Origin of the sequence: Reyranella sp., from assembly GCF_004296935.1 — a bacterium.
Lineage (GTDB): Bacteria > Pseudomonadota > Alphaproteobacteria > Reyranellales > Reyranellaceae > Reyranella.
The window spans coordinates 1-18,114 of record NZ_SCVH01000105.1 but is presented as its reverse complement, the minus strand read 5'-3'; the positions used below and the strand labels follow the sequence as shown (position 1 = coordinate 18,114).

General features: G+C 67.4%; 13 protein-coding genes. 8 read left to right on the top strand and 5 right to left on the bottom strand.

What is annotated here, in order from left to right; all coding sequences use genetic code 11:
• Positions 1–2: 2 nt before the first annotated feature.
• Complete coding sequence (locus EPO55_RS14990) at positions 3–2,321, top strand: molybdopterin-dependent oxidoreductase (RefSeq protein ID WP_296337749.1); 2,319 nt, start codon at positions 3–5, stop codon at positions 2,319–2,321.
• Between the two features lie 7 nt (positions 2,322–2,328).
• Here the strand turns inward: EPO55_RS14990 and EPO55_RS14985 are convergent, their stop codons facing one another.
• The 3 genes from EPO55_RS14985 to EPO55_RS14975 form a co-directional block, all read right to left on the bottom strand.
• Positions 2,329–3,327: a helix-turn-helix domain-containing protein gene (locus EPO55_RS14985; RefSeq protein WP_296337748.1), complete on the bottom strand. Its 999-nt coding sequence runs from the start codon at positions 3,325–3,327 to the stop codon at positions 2,329–2,331.
• Positions 3,328–3,343: 16 nt separating this feature from the next.
• Positions 3,344–4,333, bottom strand: coding sequence for an AraC family transcriptional regulator (locus EPO55_RS14980; RefSeq protein ID WP_296337747.1), 990 nt, complete (start codon positions 4,331–4,333; stop codon positions 3,344–3,346).
• Between the two features lie 196 nt (positions 4,334–4,529).
• The gene (locus EPO55_RS14975; RefSeq protein ID WP_296337746.1) at positions 4,530–4,781 is read right to left on the bottom strand and encodes a hypothetical protein; all 252 of its coding nucleotides are present in this window, start codon (positions 4,779–4,781) and stop codon (positions 4,530–4,532) included.
• 66 nt (positions 4,782–4,847) lie between these two features.
• Between EPO55_RS14975 and EPO55_RS14970 the strand changes: the two genes are divergently transcribed.
• The 7 genes from EPO55_RS14970 to EPO55_RS14940 all read left to right on the top strand — a co-directional run bounded on the left by EPO55_RS14970 (position 4,848) and on the right by EPO55_RS14940 (position 13,330).
• Positions 4,848–6,128: a carbohydrate porin gene (locus tag EPO55_RS14970; RefSeq protein WP_296337745.1), complete on the top strand. Its 1,281-nt coding sequence runs from the start codon at positions 4,848–4,850 to the stop codon at positions 6,126–6,128.
• 47 nt (positions 6,129–6,175) lie between these two features.
• On the top strand, positions 6,176–7,276 hold the full coding sequence (locus EPO55_RS14965) for a hypothetical protein (protein ID WP_296337744.1): 1,101 nt from the start codon (positions 6,176–6,178) through the stop codon (positions 7,274–7,276).
• Positions 7,277–7,352: 76 nt separating this feature from the next.
• Positions 7,353–8,165, top strand: a complete 813-nt coding sequence (locus EPO55_RS14960; protein ID WP_296337743.1) for an FAD binding domain-containing protein — start codon at positions 7,353–7,355, stop codon at positions 8,163–8,165.
• Complete coding sequence (locus EPO55_RS14955) at positions 8,162–10,876, top strand: molybdopterin cofactor-binding domain-containing protein (RefSeq protein WP_296337742.1); 2,715 nt, start codon at positions 8,162–8,164, stop codon at positions 10,874–10,876. The genes EPO55_RS14960 and EPO55_RS14955 overlap by 4 nt, the downstream gene beginning before the upstream one ends.
• Entirely contained in the window at positions 10,873–11,805 is a 933-nt protein-coding gene (locus EPO55_RS14950) for an antibiotic biosynthesis monooxygenase (RefSeq protein ID WP_296337741.1), read from the top strand. The genes EPO55_RS14955 and EPO55_RS14950 overlap by 4 nt, the downstream gene beginning before the upstream one ends.
• Positions 11,806–11,829: 24 nt before the next feature.
• A complete protein-coding gene (locus EPO55_RS14945) occupies positions 11,830–12,423 on the top strand; it encodes a nucleoside deaminase (RefSeq protein ID WP_296337740.1) in 594 nt (197 codons plus the stop codon).
• 37 nt (positions 12,424–12,460) lie between these two features.
• On the top strand, positions 12,461–13,330 hold the full coding sequence (locus EPO55_RS14940; RefSeq protein WP_296337738.1) for a phytanoyl-CoA dioxygenase family protein: 870 nt from the start codon (positions 12,461–12,463) through the stop codon (positions 13,328–13,330).
• A 7-nt stretch (positions 13,331–13,337) separates the two neighbouring features.
• On the opposite strand, the gene EPO55_RS14935 is transcribed toward EPO55_RS14940, so the two are convergent.
• The gene (locus tag EPO55_RS14935; protein WP_296337807.1) at positions 13,338–14,138 is read right to left on the bottom strand and encodes an autotransporter outer membrane beta-barrel domain-containing protein; all 801 of its coding nucleotides are present in this window, start codon (positions 14,136–14,138) and stop codon (positions 13,338–13,340) included.
• The coding region (locus tag EPO55_RS14930; RefSeq protein WP_296337737.1) for an autotransporter-associated beta strand repeat-containing protein at positions 14,131–18,114 on the bottom strand (3,984 nt) is incomplete at its 5' end. The genes EPO55_RS14930 and EPO55_RS14935, both read right to left, overlap by 8 nt.

Genomic DNA, 18,114 nt, shown 5'->3' with positions numbered 1-18,114 from the left:
GCATGACCCACCAGCGTACCCTCACGACCGCCCATTGGGGCGTCTACGAAGTCGAGTACGACGACGCGGGCCAGGCCGTGCGCCTGCATCCCTTCTCCAAGGACCCCGATCCTTCGCCGATCGGCCTGCATATGCTGTCGGACGAAGTGGCGCGCCTGCGCGTCCGCCGGCCGGCGGTGCGCAAGAGCTGGCTGGAGCATGGCCCCGGCAGCCATCCGGAGCGACGTGGCCAGGAGCCGTTCGTGGAAGTCTCGTGGGACGAGGCGCTGGGTCTCGTCTCGAAGGAACTCGCGCGCGTAAAAGCGCAGCACACCAACCGCGCGATCTTCGGCGGCTCCTACGGCTGGTCGAGTGCCGGCCGCTTCCATCATGCCCAGAGCCAGGTCCATCGATTCCTGAATTCGATCGGCGGCTATGTGCGTCACCAGGATTCCTACAGCCTGGGCGCGGCCCGCGTGCTGATGCCGCACATCGTGGCGACGATGGAAGAGCTGATGTCCATGCACACCGGCTGGGACGTGCTGGCCGAGAACTGCAAGCTCTTCGTCACCTTCGGCGGCGTGCCGCGCAAGAACGCGCAGATCAACGCCGGTGGCGCCACGCTGCATCACGTGAAGGGCGGCCTCTACGCCATGCGCGATGCGGGCGTGCGTTTCGTCAACGTGACGCCGACGGGTGAGGATCTCGACACCGGCGGCGACGTCGAGTGGCTGGCGATCCGGCCCAACACCGATGCCGCGATGATCCTGGCGCTCTGCCACACGCTGTTCGTCGAGAAGCTTTACAATCGCGAGTTCCTCGACCGCTGCACCGTTGGCTTCGACAAATTCACGCCCTACCTGACCGGCGAGACGGACGGCCAACCGAAGGACGCCGCCTGGGCCGAGAAGATCACCGGCATTCCCGCGAGCCGCATCGTCGCGCTGGCGCGCGAGATGGCGGCCAGCCGCACCACCGTCAGCATCGGCTGGTCGCTGCAGCGCAGCCATCACGGCGAGCAGCCGTTCTGGGCCTTGATCACGCTCGCCTGCATGCTGGGCCAGATCGGCCTGCCCGGCGGCGGCTTCGGTGTGGGCTACGGCCCGGTTAACCTGATGGGCAGCGCGCACCCGAAATACTCCGGCCCGACCCTGCCGCAGGGCAAGAACGCGGTCAGCGACTTCATCCCGGTCGCGCGCTTCACCGACATGCTGCTCAATCCCGGCGGCAAGGTGTCCTACAACGGCCAGGACCTCACCTACCCCGACATCAAGCTCGTCTACTGGGCGGGCGGCAATCCGTTCCACCATCACCAGGACCTCAACCGCCTGATGGTGGCGTGGCGCAAGCCCGAGACGATCATCTTCCACGAGCAGTTCTGGACGCCGGCCGCGCGCATGGCCGACGTCGTGCTGCCGGCCACGACGACGCTCGAACGCGCCGATATCGGCTACGGCAGCCGCGAGCCCTTCCTGATCGCCATGAAGAAGGCGCGCGAGCCGATCGGCGAGGCGCGCGACGACTACTGGATCTTCTCCGAGCTCGCCCGGCGCCTCGGCCAGGGCGATGTCTACACCGAAGGCCGCGACACGATGGCGTGGCTGTCGCATCTCTATGAACTGTCGCGCGAGAAGTCGGCCGCCGCCGGTGTCACCATTCCCGCCTTCGACGCGTTCTGGGAAGCGGGCATCGCCGAAGCCAAGGGCGAGAACCGCGACCCGGTGATGCTGGCCTCGTTCCGCGCCGATCCCGCCGCCCACCCGCTCAAGACGCCGTCGGGCCGGATCGAAATCTATTCCGAGAAGATCGCCTCGTTCGGCTACGACGACTGCCCGCCGCATGCCGTGTGGCTGGAGCCGATCGAATGGCTGGGCGGCAAGACCGCCGAGCGTTATCCGCTGCACATGTTGTCGGACCAGCCCACCGACAAGCTGCACAGCCAGCTCGACCACAGTCCGCATGCCCGCGCCACCAAGATCAAGGGCCGCCAGCCGATCACGCTGCATCCGGACGACGCCACCGCGCGCGGCATTGCCGCCGGCGACCTGGTGCGCGTGTTCAACGACCGCGGCGCCTGCCTCGCGGCCGCGCGCCTGTCCGACCGTATCCGGCCGGGCGTGGTGCGGCTCTCGACCGGCGCCTGGTTCGATCCGGCCGATGCCGGTTCCAACCGGCCGCTGGAAAAGCACGGCAACCCCAACGCCCTCACCCTCGACATCGGCGCCTCGAAGCTCAGCCAGGGCTGCATCGCCCAGACCTGCCTGGTCGAGATCGAGCGCTTCGACGGGCCGGCGCCGGCGGTGACGGCGCATCGCCTGCCCGAGTTCCGGCCGCGAGGCTGAGTCCGGGTCAGCCCGACCTTGAATTCTCCCGAGCGTCGCGCGGCGTCATGCCGTAGCGGCGCTTGAACATGCGGGTGAAGGTCGGCATCTCGCGAAAGCCCGAGAGCGCCGCGACCTCGGAGATCAGCAACCCGATCCCTTCCGGAGACCTCAGCATCCTCCAGGCGCGGTCCAGGCGCGCTTGCCAGATGGCGGCCGAGACGCTTTCGTCACGCTTGGCAAAAGCGCGGTAGAGCGAGGCGCGTGAGCAACCGAGGGCGATGGCGATGCGCTCCGGCGCCAGGTTGGGGTCGCCGCACTCATGGTCGATCAAGGCGAGGGCGGCTTGATGGAAGCCGCGCGCGAAGCGCTCCGGGTCTGCCATGCCCTCGTGGGTGGCCTGCAGGAGCGCGAGCACCATGTCCTTCGCCGCCTTCGCTGCCGCCGCCCGCTCCGCCACCGCCATCTTGCCCGCCTCGTCGAACGTGGCCTGCAAATGACGGCACAGCACGCGCGCGAGGCCGCTTGCTTGGAACTTCATGCCGGCGCGGGGCGCAATGTCGTCGCCCAGCACGTCACGGGCGAGCCGGCGCGACATGGTCAGGCCCACGGTACAGTGCGCGCCGCGTCTCACCTCGCTCGGCTTGGCGTAGTCGACCAGGTAGAGATCGCCCAAGTTCACCCGGTGTGCTCCGCCATGGTCCATCCAGGTATTGCGGGAGCGGCGCATCAGGTCGATGGTGATGTCGTCGCAACCGTCGATGCGGCATCGTTCTGGCGAGCGGACGGCAACGACGTCCTCGGAAGCGAACTCGATCAGCTCCAGGCCATCGCCCACGATGCGGCGCATGCGCCCACGGAACGGGTTGGCGGTGCCCTCGACGCCAAGCGGCACCATGCGTCGCATGACTCCCTCGCGCCAGTAGGCCAACCGTTGGGCGACAGGCACGCCGTCCGTGCTGTGCACGAGCAGCTGGCCTTCCGTCGGCGGGGCCGGATCGAGACGAAGACGACCTGAAGAGGACATTCAGCGCTGCTCCGCTTCACCCAAGGCGTTCATCGTCGCCCTCGGCCCACGCCACGCGTGCCTCGCGGGGCGTCTTTCCGTAGCGCCGCTTGAACATGCGCGTGAAGGTCGGCATGTCGGTGAAACCGCTCTGCATCGCGACGTCGCTGATCGGTACGGCGGTGCTTTCGGCGGAACAGAGCATGCGCCGCGCGCGCTCCAGGCGCGCCTGCCGCACGACCGCCGCGACGCTCTGGTCTCGGCGGGCGAACAACCGGTAGAGCGCGGCACGCGAGCATCCGACAGCGAGCGCGATGCGGTCAGGCGACAAGTCCGGATCGGGGCAGGCACGGTCGATCAGCGCGCGCGCCGCTCGGTAGAGACCCTCGCCGAATTGTTCGGGATCGGCGGCGCCGAAGCGGCCCGCCTGCAGGATGGCCAGAGCCATCTCGGCCGCGGCATTGGTCGCGATCACCCGATCCTCAGGCGTCATGCGCGGTGACTCGTCGAGCGTCGTCGTCATGTGGGCGCGCAGCACCGCGGCCAGGCCGCGCGCCGGCACGCGACGGCCGGCCAGCCCCGACAGATCGTCGCCCAGCACTTCGCGCACCCGCCGCCGCGACAGCACGACGCCGCTGGCGCGATGGTGCGTGCGCACCGTCTTGAAGGGCCGCGCATAGTCGACCAGACAGAGGTCGCCGGAGCCCAGCCTGTGCTCGCCGTTGTGGGTGAGGTTCGAGGTGCCGTAGCGGATCAGCTCGAGCGCGATGTCGTCGCCGCCGTCGAAGCGGGTGCGGCCCGGCGACCGCCCGGAGACCACGGCGCTGGCGGCGTGCTCGATGAGTTCAACCTCGTTCAGCACGATACGTCGCAAGTGGGCCTGGAACGACTGCCCCCGTTCCGGCAACTCCGGCCGCGTGCGGCGCAGCACCACGTCGCGCCAATAGTCGATGCGCTCGCGGGCGGACACGCCGTCCGTCGTCAGGTCGACCAGACGACCATAGGACTGAGACGCATGGTCAAGCATGAAGTCCCCTAATTGAGACGGCCCGCACTCACCGCAGCGTACCTCCGCTGCAATAATGCCACGGTCCGCTGGCTCGGGGGAGCAGAAGAGGTGGGCGGACGGCGATTTTCAGGGAGATGGGGACTCCATGCCAAACAGGGCCATTGCCCCCACGGATGCCGCGATTTGGTCGGGACCCGCCCCTTGCGGCGGCCGCTCAGGCCGTGGGCCGAGCGGCGCCGATCCGTCCCTCGAGCTTGAGCGTGCGAAGAATCCGCTCGAAGCGCGGATCGCCATGGAGCAGCCGGAAGCATGGGTTCTGGGCAACGAAGCACAGGTAAGTGGTCCATGCCTTGACGCAATGCCCGAGGGCATCGAGCGCACGCACCGGCTCTCCGACCGCCATCCATTGCTGGGCAGCGCCCTCCCAGAGGTTGGTGCGCTCGAGCAGGCCGATCCACACGATCATCGCCTCGCGCCAGCCCTTGTCGTGGGCCAGCGCTGGCGCCCCGCCTTGCTGGCGATGGTCTGCGCGATGACGCTCCCGGCGCTCACCGGAGAGGCCCTGGGCCAGCAGGACCCGAACGCGGCCGCCAATCCCAAGCCGACCGAGAAGGTCACTTCCGTCAGTGGTAATCCGGGGGCGACAGACTTCGGAATCACCGGCACCGGTTGGCTCGGCCGTACACTCGGACTGAAGGACGAGTGGGGCGTGAAGCTCGGCGGCGTGTGGATCGCCGACACCAATGTCCTGGTCGCCGGCGGCGCCCAGCCCGGCGGGTGGACCAACAACCAGGCCCTGATCATCGGCCTCAGCGTCGAAGCCGAGAAGCTCGTTGGCTGGCGCGGCGCGTCGTTCGGCATCCAGTTCCTGCAGTTCAACGGCGGCGAGACCAACGAGCAGGCGGGCAGCATCGCGGGCTACAACAGCATCGTCGGCCTGCCGCCGCTCAACCGCACCGAGCTCCTCGAAGCCTGGTACCTGCAGGAGATGATGCCGAACGTGCTCTCAATGCGGATCGGCCGAAGCCTGCCATCCTACGACTTCGGCAATGTCTCGCGGCCCTTGGCGCTCGCCGATCCGGACCAGAACATTCCGGCCGTGACCGCCCTACTCTACAGCCCGGTCTTCGTGAACCCCTCGATGATCGGCGCGATGATGGGCTACTACAACCCTGGCAACGGCGTGACCGTCAACTTCTCGCCAACCAAGTCCTTCTACGTCAATCTCGGCGCCTACGACGGCAATCGCGCGCGCGGCATCCAGACCGGCCTCGAGCCACCGATGTTCAACGGCTACTGGTTCAATATCGGCGAGGTCGGCGTCAATTGGCTGCTGGGCGAAGGCAAACACCCGGGACAGTTCGCCCTAGGCCTGTGGCGGCAGACCGGCATCCTGTCGTTTGGCGGCGCCACCGAGGACGGCACCGGCGGATTCTATCTGTTCGGCTCACAACGCGTGGCCTACGGCGTGAACCCAAGCGTTCACAATTCGTCGATCTCCCTCTTCTATCAGTTGGGCGCCAACGCCTCGCAGACGCTGCCGATGACCCAGTACTACGGCGGTGGCATCACCGGCTTCGGCCTGATCGGCAGCCGCGCCCTCGATTCGATGGGCTTCGGTGTGGGCCTGTCGCAACTGAACCAGAACCTTTTCCAGCGGCAGAACGAGCTGATGTTCCAGGCGTACTACCAGGCGCATCTCTTCGCCTCGACCTTCCTGCAGCCGACCGTTAGCTACATACCGACGCCGGGTTTGTCGCCTACACTGCCCGGCGCGCTGGCGACAACGCTGCGACTCACCATGCTCTTCTGATCTGTACAAACTGTGGATGGCCCATCCGGGCCAGGAATGGAGAACTGATGAAAAAAATGTTGCACCTGGCCGCGGGCATCCTCGCGGCCGGCCTTGTCGCCGGGACGGCGTCGGCCCAGACGCCAGCCAACCTTCCCGGCTATCTATCTGCCATCATCGGCACCACGCCGCAGACGCCGGCCGCGCTCGCGACGCGAGACGTCCTGCAGCTCAACGTCTCGATGTTCTCCCTCTACGACAATGCCGCCAAGATCTTCCAGGGCAACATCATGGCCAGGCATCCCATCATCCTGGCGCTGTTCTCGGGCGCCGGTGGGCGCATGATTCTCTACCGGCCGGGCAAGCCGCCGGAAGAAGCTCCGTCCGTACCGATGGTCTACCAGGTCATGAAGTCGACCGGGCACAGCACCATGGCGATCTCAGAGGTGGTCATGCCATTCGTCGGCAATGCCGCCGACAAGAGCTGGATGGCGCCGCTGCTGGCCTACCGCACTCAGATGAAGACGGCGCTCGACGGCGTCGACATCCTGCCCATCCAGGACGACTGGAAGCCGGCGGTGAAGAACATCCTGGGCAACAACGTCGCCTTCATGGATGACTGCCTGATCAAGGGCGTGATCACGCTCGAGGCGCTGCAGGCCTTCGCCAAGAAGCAGGCGCCGGACATCAAGCTCATTATCAACTGGGCGGCCTCGACCCAGGTCAAGCATTGGATGGGCGTGGTCGACGGATGGAAGACGAGCCTCGGCGCCGATTGGAACAAGACCTATGCCGCGTCCAACACGATCTATGTCGCCCGCCAGAACAATGTCCTGTTCTCGGTCCTCGCCCAGTTCTTCGGACCCGAGGCGATCAACGACCGGCTGATGCTGATCGAGACGATCTCGTTCACGACCACGCCGCAGGAGATGCTCACCTCGATGGTCCGCATCATCTCCGACCGCTCGGTCGGCGCGCTGTTCTTTGGCAACGACAGGCTGATGGACTTCGAGCTGATGGGAGGCGACGGGCGCAAGACCATCATCTCCGAGATGCAGCGCCTCGGAAGGCAGCCTTTCCTGCCACCCGCCGTGCCGTTCGGCTCCAAGCAGTGGCCGGCCCTGGTCACGCCGGGCCCCGGCCCGACCTCGCTCGACGACCTGAAGTAAGGAGCGCCGGCATCCAGAGAACCGCACCCACGGCGCACGCCGTGGGTGCCCACCAAGCAAGCGGGAGTGGGATGGCATGAATCTCAATACGATCGTCGAGGTGAAGCGGCCCAAGTCGTTCGAGGACATCGAATGGCGCGACGGCCATGCCTTCCTGGGAGGCGGGACCTGGCTCTTCTCCGAACCCCAGGTGAGCACGGACACCCTGGTCGACCTCCAGCAGTTCGGCTGGCCGTCGCTCACCGTCAACCCCGAAGGGCTGGAGATCGCGGCGACCTGCCGGATCGTCGATCTGCACGACTTCAAGGGCCCGCCCGAGTGGAAGGCCGTGCCGCTGTTCGACAAGGCCATCGACTGCTTCCTGATGTCGTTCAAGATCTGGAATGCGGCGACCGTCGGCGGCAACGTCGTCATGTCACTGCCGGCCGGTGCCATGATCTCGCTCACGGCGGCCCTGGAGGGCATCTGCACACTGTGGCCGCAGAGCGGCAAGCCGCGCCAGGTGCCGATCGTCGACTTCGTCACCGGCAACCACCAGAACGTGCTGCAGAAAGGCGAGCTCCTGCGCTCGATCCTCCTGCCCGCCTCGGCCCTGTCCAAGCGCTTTGCCTTGCGTCAGGTGTCGCTCACCCACTTCGGCCGCTCGGCCGCGCTGATCATCGCCACCGTCAAGGACAACGGCGAGGATTTCCTCCTCACCATCAGCGCCGCGACGCCGCGGCCGATGCATCTGCGCTTCAGGAAGATACCGTCCGCCGCGGAGATGCGGCAGGCGATCGACGAGCGGCTGCCGGCCGACGCCTGGTTCCAGGACGTCCATGGCTCGGCACCCTACAAGCGCCACGTCACCCACTACCTGGCCGAACAGATTCGCGCGGAGCTGTCATGAGCAAATACGAGGTCAATGGCCACCTGTACTCGGCGGAACCCAAGCCCGGCCAGTGCCTGCGCACCTTCCTGCGCGACCTGGAGGTGTTCGGCGTCAAGAAGGGCTGCGACGCCGGCGATTGCGGCGCCTGCACGGTGTGGCTGGACGGCCACCCGTTCCATTCGTGCCTGGTGCCCGCCTTCCGCGGCGAGGGCCGGAAGATCACCACCATCGAAGGCCTCGCCAAGGACGGCAAGCTGCATCCCATCCAGCAGGCCTTCCATGACGCGCAGGCCTTCCAGTGCGGCTATTGCGCTGCCGGCATGATGATGACGACGGCGTCGGCCGCGTTCGACGAGGCCCACAAGGCCGACCTGCCGCACGCGCTCAAGGGCAACATCTGCCGCTGCACCGGCTATCGCTCGATCGTCGACGCCCTGCACGGCAAGAAGAACATCGAGGAGGACGTGGCCGGCAACGCGCTGGGGGCCAGCCTGGCCAATCCGTTCACCGACGCCATCCTGACGGGCAAGGCGCGCTACACGATGGACGTCGCGATGGAAGGGATGCTGCACCTCAAGGTGTTGCGCTCGCCGCATGCCCACGCGCGCCTCAAGAAGATCGACAAGAGCAAGGCGCTCGCCGTCCCCGGCGTCGTCGCCGTCCATACCTGGGAGGACGTGCCGCGGCGACTCTACAGCACCGCGCTGCACGAGGACCATCTCGTCGACCCCGACGACACGTACCTGCTCGACAACGTCGCCCGCTTCGTCGGCCAGCGGCTCGTCGCGGTGATCGGCGAGAGCGAGGCCGCGGCCGAGGCCGGCGTGCGCGCCCTGGTCGTCGACTACGAGATCCTGCCAGCGGTATTCGATCCGGTGGCCGCCATGGAGCCCGGCGCGCCGATCCTCCACGACAAGAGCGAGGGCGTCACCGACAACGCCAACATCTTCTGCACCCTGCAGGGCGAGATCGGCGACGTCGCGAAGGGCTTCAAGGAGGCCGACGTCATCCACGAGAACACCTATTCGACCTCGCGTGTGCAGCACGTCCATCTCGAAACCCACGGCTCGATCGCCTACAAGGGCGAGGACGGCCGCTGGCACGTCCGCACGAGCTCGCAGGGCCCGTTCGCGGCCCGCACCAAGCTCGCCTACCTGATGGGCGTCCCCGCCAGCCAGATCCACGTCTTCACCGAACGTGTCGGCGGCGGCTTCGGCGGCAAGCAGGAGATGGTGTCGGAAGACCTGCCCCTGTTCGCCAGCATGAAGCTCGACGGCCGACCCGTGAAATGGGAATGGACCCGCGAGGACGAGTTCATCGGCGCCATGACGCGGCACCAGATGACGACCAAGGTCAAGATCGGCGCCAGGAAGGACGGCACGCTCACGGCACTCGACGTCCATGTGGTCTCCAATACCGGCGCCTACGGCAATCACGCCAGCGAGACGCTGGCCGCCGCCATGGCGAGCCCGTTCGCGGCCTATCGCTGCGAGAACAAGAAGGGCATCGGCCGCGTCGTCTACACCAACATGATCCCGGGCGGCGGCTTCCGTGGCTACGGCGCCTCGCAGACCACCTTCGCCATGGAATGCGCCATGGACGAGCTGGCCAAGATCATGGGGCTCGATCCGTTCGAGATCCGGCGCAAGAACGTCGTGCGGCCGGGCGACAACATAGAATCGATCTGGAAGGAGCCGAGCGACGCGAGCTTCGGCAGCCACGGCATCGACCAGTGCCTGGACATCGTCGAGCGCGAGCTGACCAAGGGCAACGGCGTCAAGAAGCCGGCGGGCGACGACTGGCTCGAGGGCGCCGGGGCGGCGCTCGCCATGCTCGAATGCGGCCCACCGACCGAGCACCGCTCGGGGGCGGAGATGAAGCTCCTGCCCGACGGCACCTACCACCTCGCCTGCGGCTCGTCGGAGATGGGCAACGGCATCACCACGGCGCACAAGCAGATGGCCGCCTCGGTGCTCGGGGTGCGCGCTGCCGACGTCGCCATCATCAACGCCGACACCGACCGCACACCCTACGACACCGGCACCTTCGCCAGCACCGGCACGGTGGTCGCGGGCAAGGCGGTGCTCGCGACCGCCGAGGCGATGAAATCGGACATCCTCGAGTTCGCCTCGCGCCGCACCAAGACACCGGTCGACCAGTGCCGCCTCGACAAGGACGCGGTGATCTGCGGCAACAAGCGCATCCCGCTCACCGAGCTGCATGCCGAGGGCGCCAAGATCAACCACCGCTTCACGGTGGGGCGCCGTGCCTACCTGTCGCCGCGCTCGATCGCCTTCAACGTGCAGGGCGTACGGCTTGCGGTGCATCGCGTCACCGGCGAGATCCGCATCCTGCACAGCGTGCACGCCGCCGACATCGGCCGGCCGATCAACCCCATGCAATGCCGCGGCCAGCTCGACGGCGCGGTCGCCATGGGCTACGGCTGGGCGCTGCTCGAGAACATGGTCCACGACCAGGGCCACATGGTGAACCCGCAGCTGCGCAACTGCCGCGTGCCGGCCTTCGCCGACACACCGCATACCGACATCTTCTTCGCCGACACGGTCGATTCGATCGGACCGCTGGGGGCGAAGTCCCAGGGCGAGTGCGGCATCAATCCGGTGGCGCCCGCGGTGTCCAACGCGCTCGCCAACGCGACCGGCTTGTGCTTTGCCCACCTGCCCTTCACGGCGGACCGGTTGTTCGCCCAGCTCGCGAAGGCAAAATGACCGTCAGCATCGTCACCCAGACCAGCGTGCGGCCGGAGCGATCCGAGGACTTCGCACGCTGGCAGGGCGAAACCAGCACCCTCATCGCGGGCTTCCCGGGCTTTGTCGAGCAACGGCTGATGCCGCCCAACCCGCCGCTGCAGGTCGACTGGGTCATCCTGCAGCGCTTCCATACCATGGAGGAGGCGCAGCGCTGGCTCGCCTCGAGCGAGCGCCAGACCCGCATCGCGGGCGCGGCGCCGATGCTGGTTGGCCGCGACGACGTGCACATCGTGCGCGACGACGAAGGTGGCCGGAAGCCCGCTCCGGTGTCGGCGGTGATCAGCACCCGCGTGAAGCCGGGCAAGGAAGTCGAATACCGCGCCTGGGAGCACAAGATCGCCGCCGCCCAGTCCAAGGCCCCCGGCCTGCAGGGTTACCGCTTCGAGCCGCCCGTGCCCGGCGTCCAGGAGGACTACGTCGCCATCCTGCGCTTCGACAACCAGGCCAATCTGCAGGCCTGGCTCGATTCGCCGGTGCGCAAGCAGCTCATCGAGGAAGCCGAGCCGCTCACCGAGGAGTTCCACTCCCGCGTGGGCACCGGCTTCGAGCAGTGGTTCCGCGACGAGTCGGGCGGCGGTGGCGGCCTGTCCGTCTGGAAGATGGACATGGTCGTGCTGCTGCTGCTGTACCCCATCGTGTTCCTGTGGGGTGTCTGGTTCGGGACGCCGATCCTGCAGAACAAGATGAACATGCCCTGGGCCCTCAATCTGTTCATCGGCAACATCTTCAGTGTCGCCCTGACGGGCTTCGGAGTGCCCTGGGTGGCCAATCGCATGGGCTGGTGGATGTTCCCCAAGGGCGGCGTGCTGCGCGCCAACCTGCTGGGCGCCCTGCTGATGTGCGTCATCTACGCCATCAGCGTCTTTGTCTTCTGGAAGTTCTTCTGACACGCCACAAGAGGGCCCACGTCAATGACCAACCTCATTTGTCGCCGCGTCGTTGTTGCCGGATCGGCCGCCGCAGCAGCAGGCCTCGCCGCGTTGAAAAACGAGGCGCAGGCACAAACCCAGACCAAGCCGACGGGCGTGAGCCCGGCCGAGCTGGCCAAGCACGAGAAATTCATGCGGCTGGCGATCGCGCAGGCGAACCGCAACCCGGGACGGCCGTTCGGCTCGGTCCTGGTCGACGATCGCACCGGCGTGGTGGTGGGCGAAGGCGTGGTGGACCTGGCCGCCAACCCGATGTTCCATTCCGAGGTGATGGCGATGAACGCCTACATCGCCAAGCACGGCAACAAGGGCTGGGAGAACCTCACCATGTACGGCACGGGCGAGGCCTGCCCGATGTGCATGAGCGCCATGGTGTGGGCAGGCATTCCGCGCATGGTGTACGGCTCCGACACGCCGTTCGTGCGCCAGTACGTGGCCGACATCAACATCCGCGCCAAGACGGTCGCCGACGCCGGTCAGCAGATCTACAGCAACAAGCTGCTGCTGGGCGGCGTGCTGTCGAACGAGACCGACAAGCTGTTCGAGGCGCGCGGCAAGATCGGCGAAAAGAAGTAGCCTCCCGGTCAGTTTCGTCTGCCAAAGCCTGAATGGGTTGTGGCCTCGCGACAAGCGGGGCTATGCTTGGGTTATGCCCAAGCTTCTCTCCGCCGCCGAGGTGGCGCGCTATCACAAGGACGGTTTTCACTTTCCCATCCGCGTTCTGCCGGCGGCAGAGGCGCGTTCGTATCGCGACCGGCTGGAAACGGCGGAGAGAGCGGCCGGCGGACCGCTGGCAGGCGACCGCCGCCACAAGGTCCACCTCCTCTATACCTGGGCCAACGAGCTCGCGCGCCATCCGGCGATCCTCGATGCGGTCGAGGACGTGATCGGGCCCGACATCCTGTGCTGGAGCACGACATTCTTCACCAAGGAGGCGCACTCGTCCTCTTTTGTGTCATGGCACCAGGATGCGACCTACTGGGGTCTCAGCACCGACGACGTGATCACCGCCTGGGTCGCCTTCGCCGATGCGCCGGTGGCCAGCGGCGCCATGAAGTTCTGGCCGGGCAGCCATCTCAAGAACCAGCTCGAGCACCGCGACACCTTCGACCAGAACAACCTCCTGACCCGTGGCCAGGAGATCGCCGTCGACGTGCCCGACGGCGCCGGTGTCGACGTGACGCTCAAGGCCGGCGAGATGTCGCTGCACCACGTGCTGCTGGTGCACGGATCGGGGCCCAACACGACCGACGACCGCCGCATCGGTTTCGCCATCCGCTACATCCCTCCCCATGTGCGCCAGCTCAAGGTGCGCGACTCCGCCATGCTGGTGCGCGGCCGCGATAGCCACGGCAATTTCGACATGGAACCCGAGCCGCGGGCCGATCTCGACCCGGCCGCGCTCGCCGCCCATCGCGACGCCACCGAACGCTCGGTGAAGGCCCTCTATTCGGGCACCGATCGAAAGCAGTTCCGCGCCTAGGCGGCGGCTACCACGAAAGCCGCAATCCGGCGGAAATCGAGTGATTGTCGGTGCCGGTGCCGACCTCGCCGTCGTAGCGCAGGTAGAGCGACGTGCTCTGGGCAATGGCAGTGTTGGCGGCAAAGCCCAGGACGGCGCTGTCGCGCTGCGGTGCTGCCCCGAAGACGGTGAAGCTCGCGGCCGGTGCCCCGGCGAAGGTGGCCAGCACCGGCCGCGATGTGTCGGCATATTCGTGGACCCAGCCCAGACGAAGCTGCAGCCCCAGCTTCTCGCGCCAGGGCGCGTCGACGGCGCCCGCCAGCTCGACGCCAAGGGTGCCGCGCATCGACTTGGTCGTCTGTTGCGCCACGTTGAGGTTGAGCGATTGGGCGCCGGTCTCGGTGAAGGAAGCCTGGGTCACCGTCGAGGTCTGGAAGCGCGCGAACGGCGTCAGCGTGGCCGCCGCCGGCGTGTAGATCCCGACCTTGTAGCCGGCCTCGACCTGGGCCAGGAACTGGTCGGCACCGGTCTCACCCTTCGCCGTGCGCGGCTGCAGGCCGGGGATGGCGATCATGCGGGTCATCTGGTTGTCGTTGTAGCCATAGCCCGCCAGCGCATCGACGTAGAAGGCGGCCTCGGTGAAAGAGCCGTAGACGCTGGCCTGGTAGCTGTTGCTGGTGCCGCGGCTGTTGAAGCCGTTGGTCCACTGGTTGCCGCTGGCGTAGCCCAGGCCAACGCCGAACAGCAGCCGCGGATCGGCGCGAAAGTCGACGCCGGTCGCGAAACCGCCGGCATTGTACGTGAGCGTCGAGGAGTTGCCGTTACCGATGCCCGCGACGCTGCCGGTGCCGCCCAGCGCACTGCCCCACAGGCTCCAGGGACCGGGACCTTCGCGCCCTTCTGGATCGTCGCAGGCGACCTCGCAGGCCTGGGCCAGGGCGACGCGGCCGCCGGCCCCGCCGCGGCTGCGGGCAGCAGCCATCTGCTGGCCGACGACATTCATGAACATCAGGCCGCTGGCGATGTTGGCGGTGCCGAAGCCGGAATATTGCTGGCCGCTCAGCGCATCCATCGCCGCCTGACCCTGCGCGAGGGTGAGCGTGGACATGGTGCCGATGACCGTGGCGAAGTCGCCGCTCGAGCCCGCCACGCTCTGGTCGAGCGCGCCACCGACAGCCATCTGATTGGCCGTTCGTGCCCCGCGCGCGAAGCCGCCGGGCTTGAGGGTCAGGTAGACATTGTTGGTGTCGTAGCCCAGCGAAGCCAGCAGGAAGGGAAAGTTGCTGGTGACATTCGCATAGGTGCCGGTCACCCCGCCGATCGCGTTCCGCCGCCACGACGGTTACCGTGCCACCGTTGATCGTCGCGGTACCCGGTGCGCCGATCACGTTCAGACGGTCGGCCTGGCCGGCGGCATTGACCTCGACCTCGTAGGAGCTGCCGGCGGCCTGCGTGAACGAGCCGCTCACCGTGAGGGTGCCGATCGAGTTACCGGGGGCGAGCATGCCGTTGTTCGCCACGGTGCCGAAGATCGTCCCGCTGCCGCCGAGATTGCCGGCGCTGGCGACCGTCACGTTGCTGGTGATGGTGCCATTGACGGCCAGCCGGCCGGTCGAGATCGTGGTCGGGCCGGTGTAGGTATTGGTCCCCGTCAGTGTCAGCGTACCGGTGCCGGCCTGTGTCACCGAGCCCGTGCCCGAGATCACCCCGGTGTAGCTCGTGGCGTTCGGCAGGTCGAAGGTGAGCACGGCATTGTTGACGATGTTGCCGGTGACCGTGCCGCTCGTGCTGCCGTTGCCGATCTGCAGCCGGCCCGCCGAGATCGTCGTCGTGCCGCTGTAGCCGTTGGTTCCCTGGACGAGGGCCGTCGTGCCGGTGCCAGCCTGGTTCACGCCTCCTGTCCCCGAGATCGCGCCGTTGACGGTCAGCGTGTCGGACCGGTTGAACACAAGGGTGCCATTGTTGACGACGGCGCCGGTTCCCAGCGAGCCGGCAGTGCCCCCCACGCCGATGTTGAGGGTGCCGGCCGAGATCGTCGTCGTGCCGCTGTAGCCGTTGGTGCCCGTCAGCGTCAGGGCGTTCGCGCCGATCTTGCTGAGCGCGCCCGCGCCGGAGATGTCGTTGGCGACCGTGATCGCATTCGAGCGGTTGATCTGCAGTGTGCCGTTGTTCACTACGGCGCCCGAACCCAGCGTGCCGGTCGCGCCGCCGGCGCCAATGCTGAGCGTCCCTCCCGAGATCGTCGTGGTGCCGCCGTAGGTGTTCGCTCCCGTCAGGCTGGTCGTCCCCGCACCGAGCTTGGTCACCGTACCGGTACCGCTGATCACGTTGGCAACCGAAACATTGTCCGATCGGTTGAATGCCAACGCGGCGTTGTTGGTCACGGCCCCACTTCCCAACGCGCCGGCGGCCCCACCGGCGCCAACCTGCAGCGTGCCGTCCGAGATCGTCGTCACTCCGGTATTGGTGTTGCTTGCCGTCAGGGTCGCCGTGCCGGCGCCGTCCTTGGTGAGCGTGCCCGTCGTCGTGCCGATGACACTGCCGAATATCGTGTTGCCGGCGCCGCCGACCGTCAGGTTCTGGGCCGCGCCGCCGACCGCGCCGTTGAGCGTCAGGCTGCCCGCATCGGAGTTGATGCGCGTGGCACCGCCACTGAGCGTAATGGCGCCGCCGTAGGTGTTGGCGCCCGAGATGTTGCGCAGCGCGCCGCCGGCGGAGATGCCGCTGCCGGTGAGCGACAGCGCCTCGGCCCCGACCGTGATGTTGTTCTGGACCTCCAGCGCCGCGCCGCTCGAGACAGTCGTGCCCGCCGCCGTGGTGCCGAGCGCCGTGTTGTTCTGGATGTTGAGCGCGCCCGTCGTGACCGTCGTCGCGCCCGTGTAGGTGTTGGCGTCGCTCACGGTCGTCGTGCCGGCGCCAAACTGGCTTACCGTGCCGGTGCCGGAGATCACGCCCGAGACCGAAAGCGCGTCGGAACGGTTGAAGCGCAGGGTACCGCCGGTGGTGACGACGCCGCCCGCGCCCAGCGTGCCGGTCGTGCCGCCCGAGCCGACCTGCAGGATGCCCTCGGTGATCGTCGTCGTGCCGGAATAGCTGTTGGTCCCGGTCAGCGTCAGCGTCGTGCTCGTTCCCGCGGTCGTCTTGGTGACCGCGCCGGTTCCCGAGATATTGTTGTCGATCGTGAGATTGTCGGTGCGATTGAAGGTCAACGTCCCGTTGTTGACGACGTCGCCGGTGCCGAGCGTGCCCGCCGCCGCCACCGCGCCGATCTGCAGCGTGCCCACCGAGATCGTCGTCGTGCCACTGTAGGTATTGGCGCCGGTCAGCGTCACCACGCCCGCCCCGAGCTTGGTCAGCGCGCCGGTTCCCGACACGGCATTTGCCACCGTGATGCTGTCCGACCGGTTGAGCTGCAGCGTCGCATCGTTGACCACAGCGCCGGTGCCGAGCGTGCCGGCGGCGCCACCCGCCCCGACGCTCAGGGTGCCCGCCGAGATCGTCGTCGTCCCCGAATAGGTATTGGCGCCGGTCAGGCTCGTCGTACCGGCACCGATCTGGGTCACCGTACCCGTGCCCGAGATCACGTTCGACGCGGTCAGCGCGTTGGAGCGGTTGAAGGCCAGCGTGCCGCCGGTGGTGACGACGCCGCCCGTCCCCAGAGTGCCCGTCGTCCCGCCGGCACCGATCTGAAGCGTGCCCTCGGTGATCGTGGTCGTGCCGCTGTAGGTGTTCGTCCCGGTCAGCGTCAGTGTGCTGGCCGTCCCCGCCGCGCTCTTGGTCAATGCACCCGCGCCGGAGATGTTGTTGGCCACGGTGAAGGCCGCATCCGTCCGGTCGATCAGCAATATGCCGCTGTTGACGACGTTGCCCGTGCCCAGCGTGCCGGACGAGCCGCCGCCGCCGATGTTGAGCGTCCCGACCGAGATCGTCGTCGTCCCCGAGTAGGCATTGGCGCCCGTCAGGGTCGCGACACCGGCCCCGAGCTTGGTGAGGGTGCCGGTACCGGAGATGTCGTTGGCGACGGTGATGGCGTCCGACCGGTTGAGCTGCAGCGTGGCGTTGTTGACGATACCCCCGCTGCCCAGCGTGCCCACCGTGCCGCCCGCGCCGACGCTCAGGATCCCGGCCGAGATCGTCGTCGTGCCGCTGTAGGTATTGGCGCCCGTCAGGCTGGTCGTGCCGGCCCCGAGCTTGGTGACCGCACCGGTGCCGCTGATCACGTTGGCCACCGTGATCGCGTCCGACCGGTTGAACGCGAGCGTCGCGTTGTTGGTCACGGCCCCGGTGCCCAGCGTACCGGCGGTGCCGCCGGCGCCGACCTGCAAGGTCCCGTCCGAGATCGTCGTCACGCCGCTGTAGGTGTTGGTGCCGGTCAGGATCGTCGTTCCCTCGCCGATCTGGCTCAAGGTGCCGGTGCCGGAGATGGCGTTCGCCACCGTGATCGTGTTGGATCGGCTGAATCCCATCGCCGCATTGTTGGTGACGGCGCCGGTGCCGAGCGTTCCGGTTGTGCCGCCGTCGCCCACCCGCAAGGTACCGGCTGAGATCGTGGTGATGCCGCTGTAGGTGTTGGCGCCCATCAATATGGTCAAGCCGGCCGCGAGCTTGGTCACCGCACCGGTGCCCGAGATCACGTTCCCGACCGTCATCGTATCGGACCTGTTGAAGGCCAGCGTGCCGCCGGTCGTGACGACGCCGCCGGTGCCCAGCGTGCCGATGGTACCGCCCGCGCCGACCTGGAGGGTGCCCTCGGTGATGGTCGTCGTGCCGGAATAGCTGTTCGTGCCGGTAAGAGTCAGCGTCGT

Coding starts and splice junctions, on each gene's coding strand:
- EPO55_RS14945 (WP_296337740.1), top strand. CDS start 11,830: ATGACCAACCTCATTTGTCGCCGCGTCGTTGTTGCCGGATCGGCCGCC.
- EPO55_RS14970 (WP_296337745.1), top strand. CDS start 4,848: ATGACGCTCCCGGCGCTCACCGGAGAGGCCCTGGGCCAGCAGGACCCG.
- EPO55_RS14960 (WP_296337743.1), top strand. CDS start 7,353: ATGAATCTCAATACGATCGTCGAGGTGAAGCGGCCCAAGTCGTTCGAG.
- EPO55_RS14990 (WP_296337749.1), top strand. CDS start 3: ATGACCCACCAGCGTACCCTCACGACCGCCCATTGGGGCGTCTACGAA.
- EPO55_RS14985 (WP_296337748.1), bottom strand. CDS start 3,327: ATGTCCTCTTCAGGTCGTCTTCGTCTCGATCCGGCCCCGCCGACGGAA.
- EPO55_RS14955 (WP_296337742.1), top strand. CDS start 8,162: ATGAGCAAATACGAGGTCAATGGCCACCTGTACTCGGCGGAACCCAAG.
- EPO55_RS14980 (WP_296337747.1), bottom strand. CDS start 4,333: ATGCTTGACCATGCGTCTCAGTCCTATGGTCGTCTGGTCGACCTGACG.
- EPO55_RS14965 (WP_296337744.1), top strand. CDS start 6,176: ATGAAAAAAATGTTGCACCTGGCCGCGGGCATCCTCGCGGCCGGCCTT.
- EPO55_RS14975 (WP_296337746.1), bottom strand. CDS start 4,781: ATGATCGTGTGGATCGGCCTGCTCGAGCGCACCAACCTCTGGGAGGGC.
- EPO55_RS14950 (WP_296337741.1), top strand. CDS start 10,873: ATGACCGTCAGCATCGTCACCCAGACCAGCGTGCGGCCGGAGCGATCC.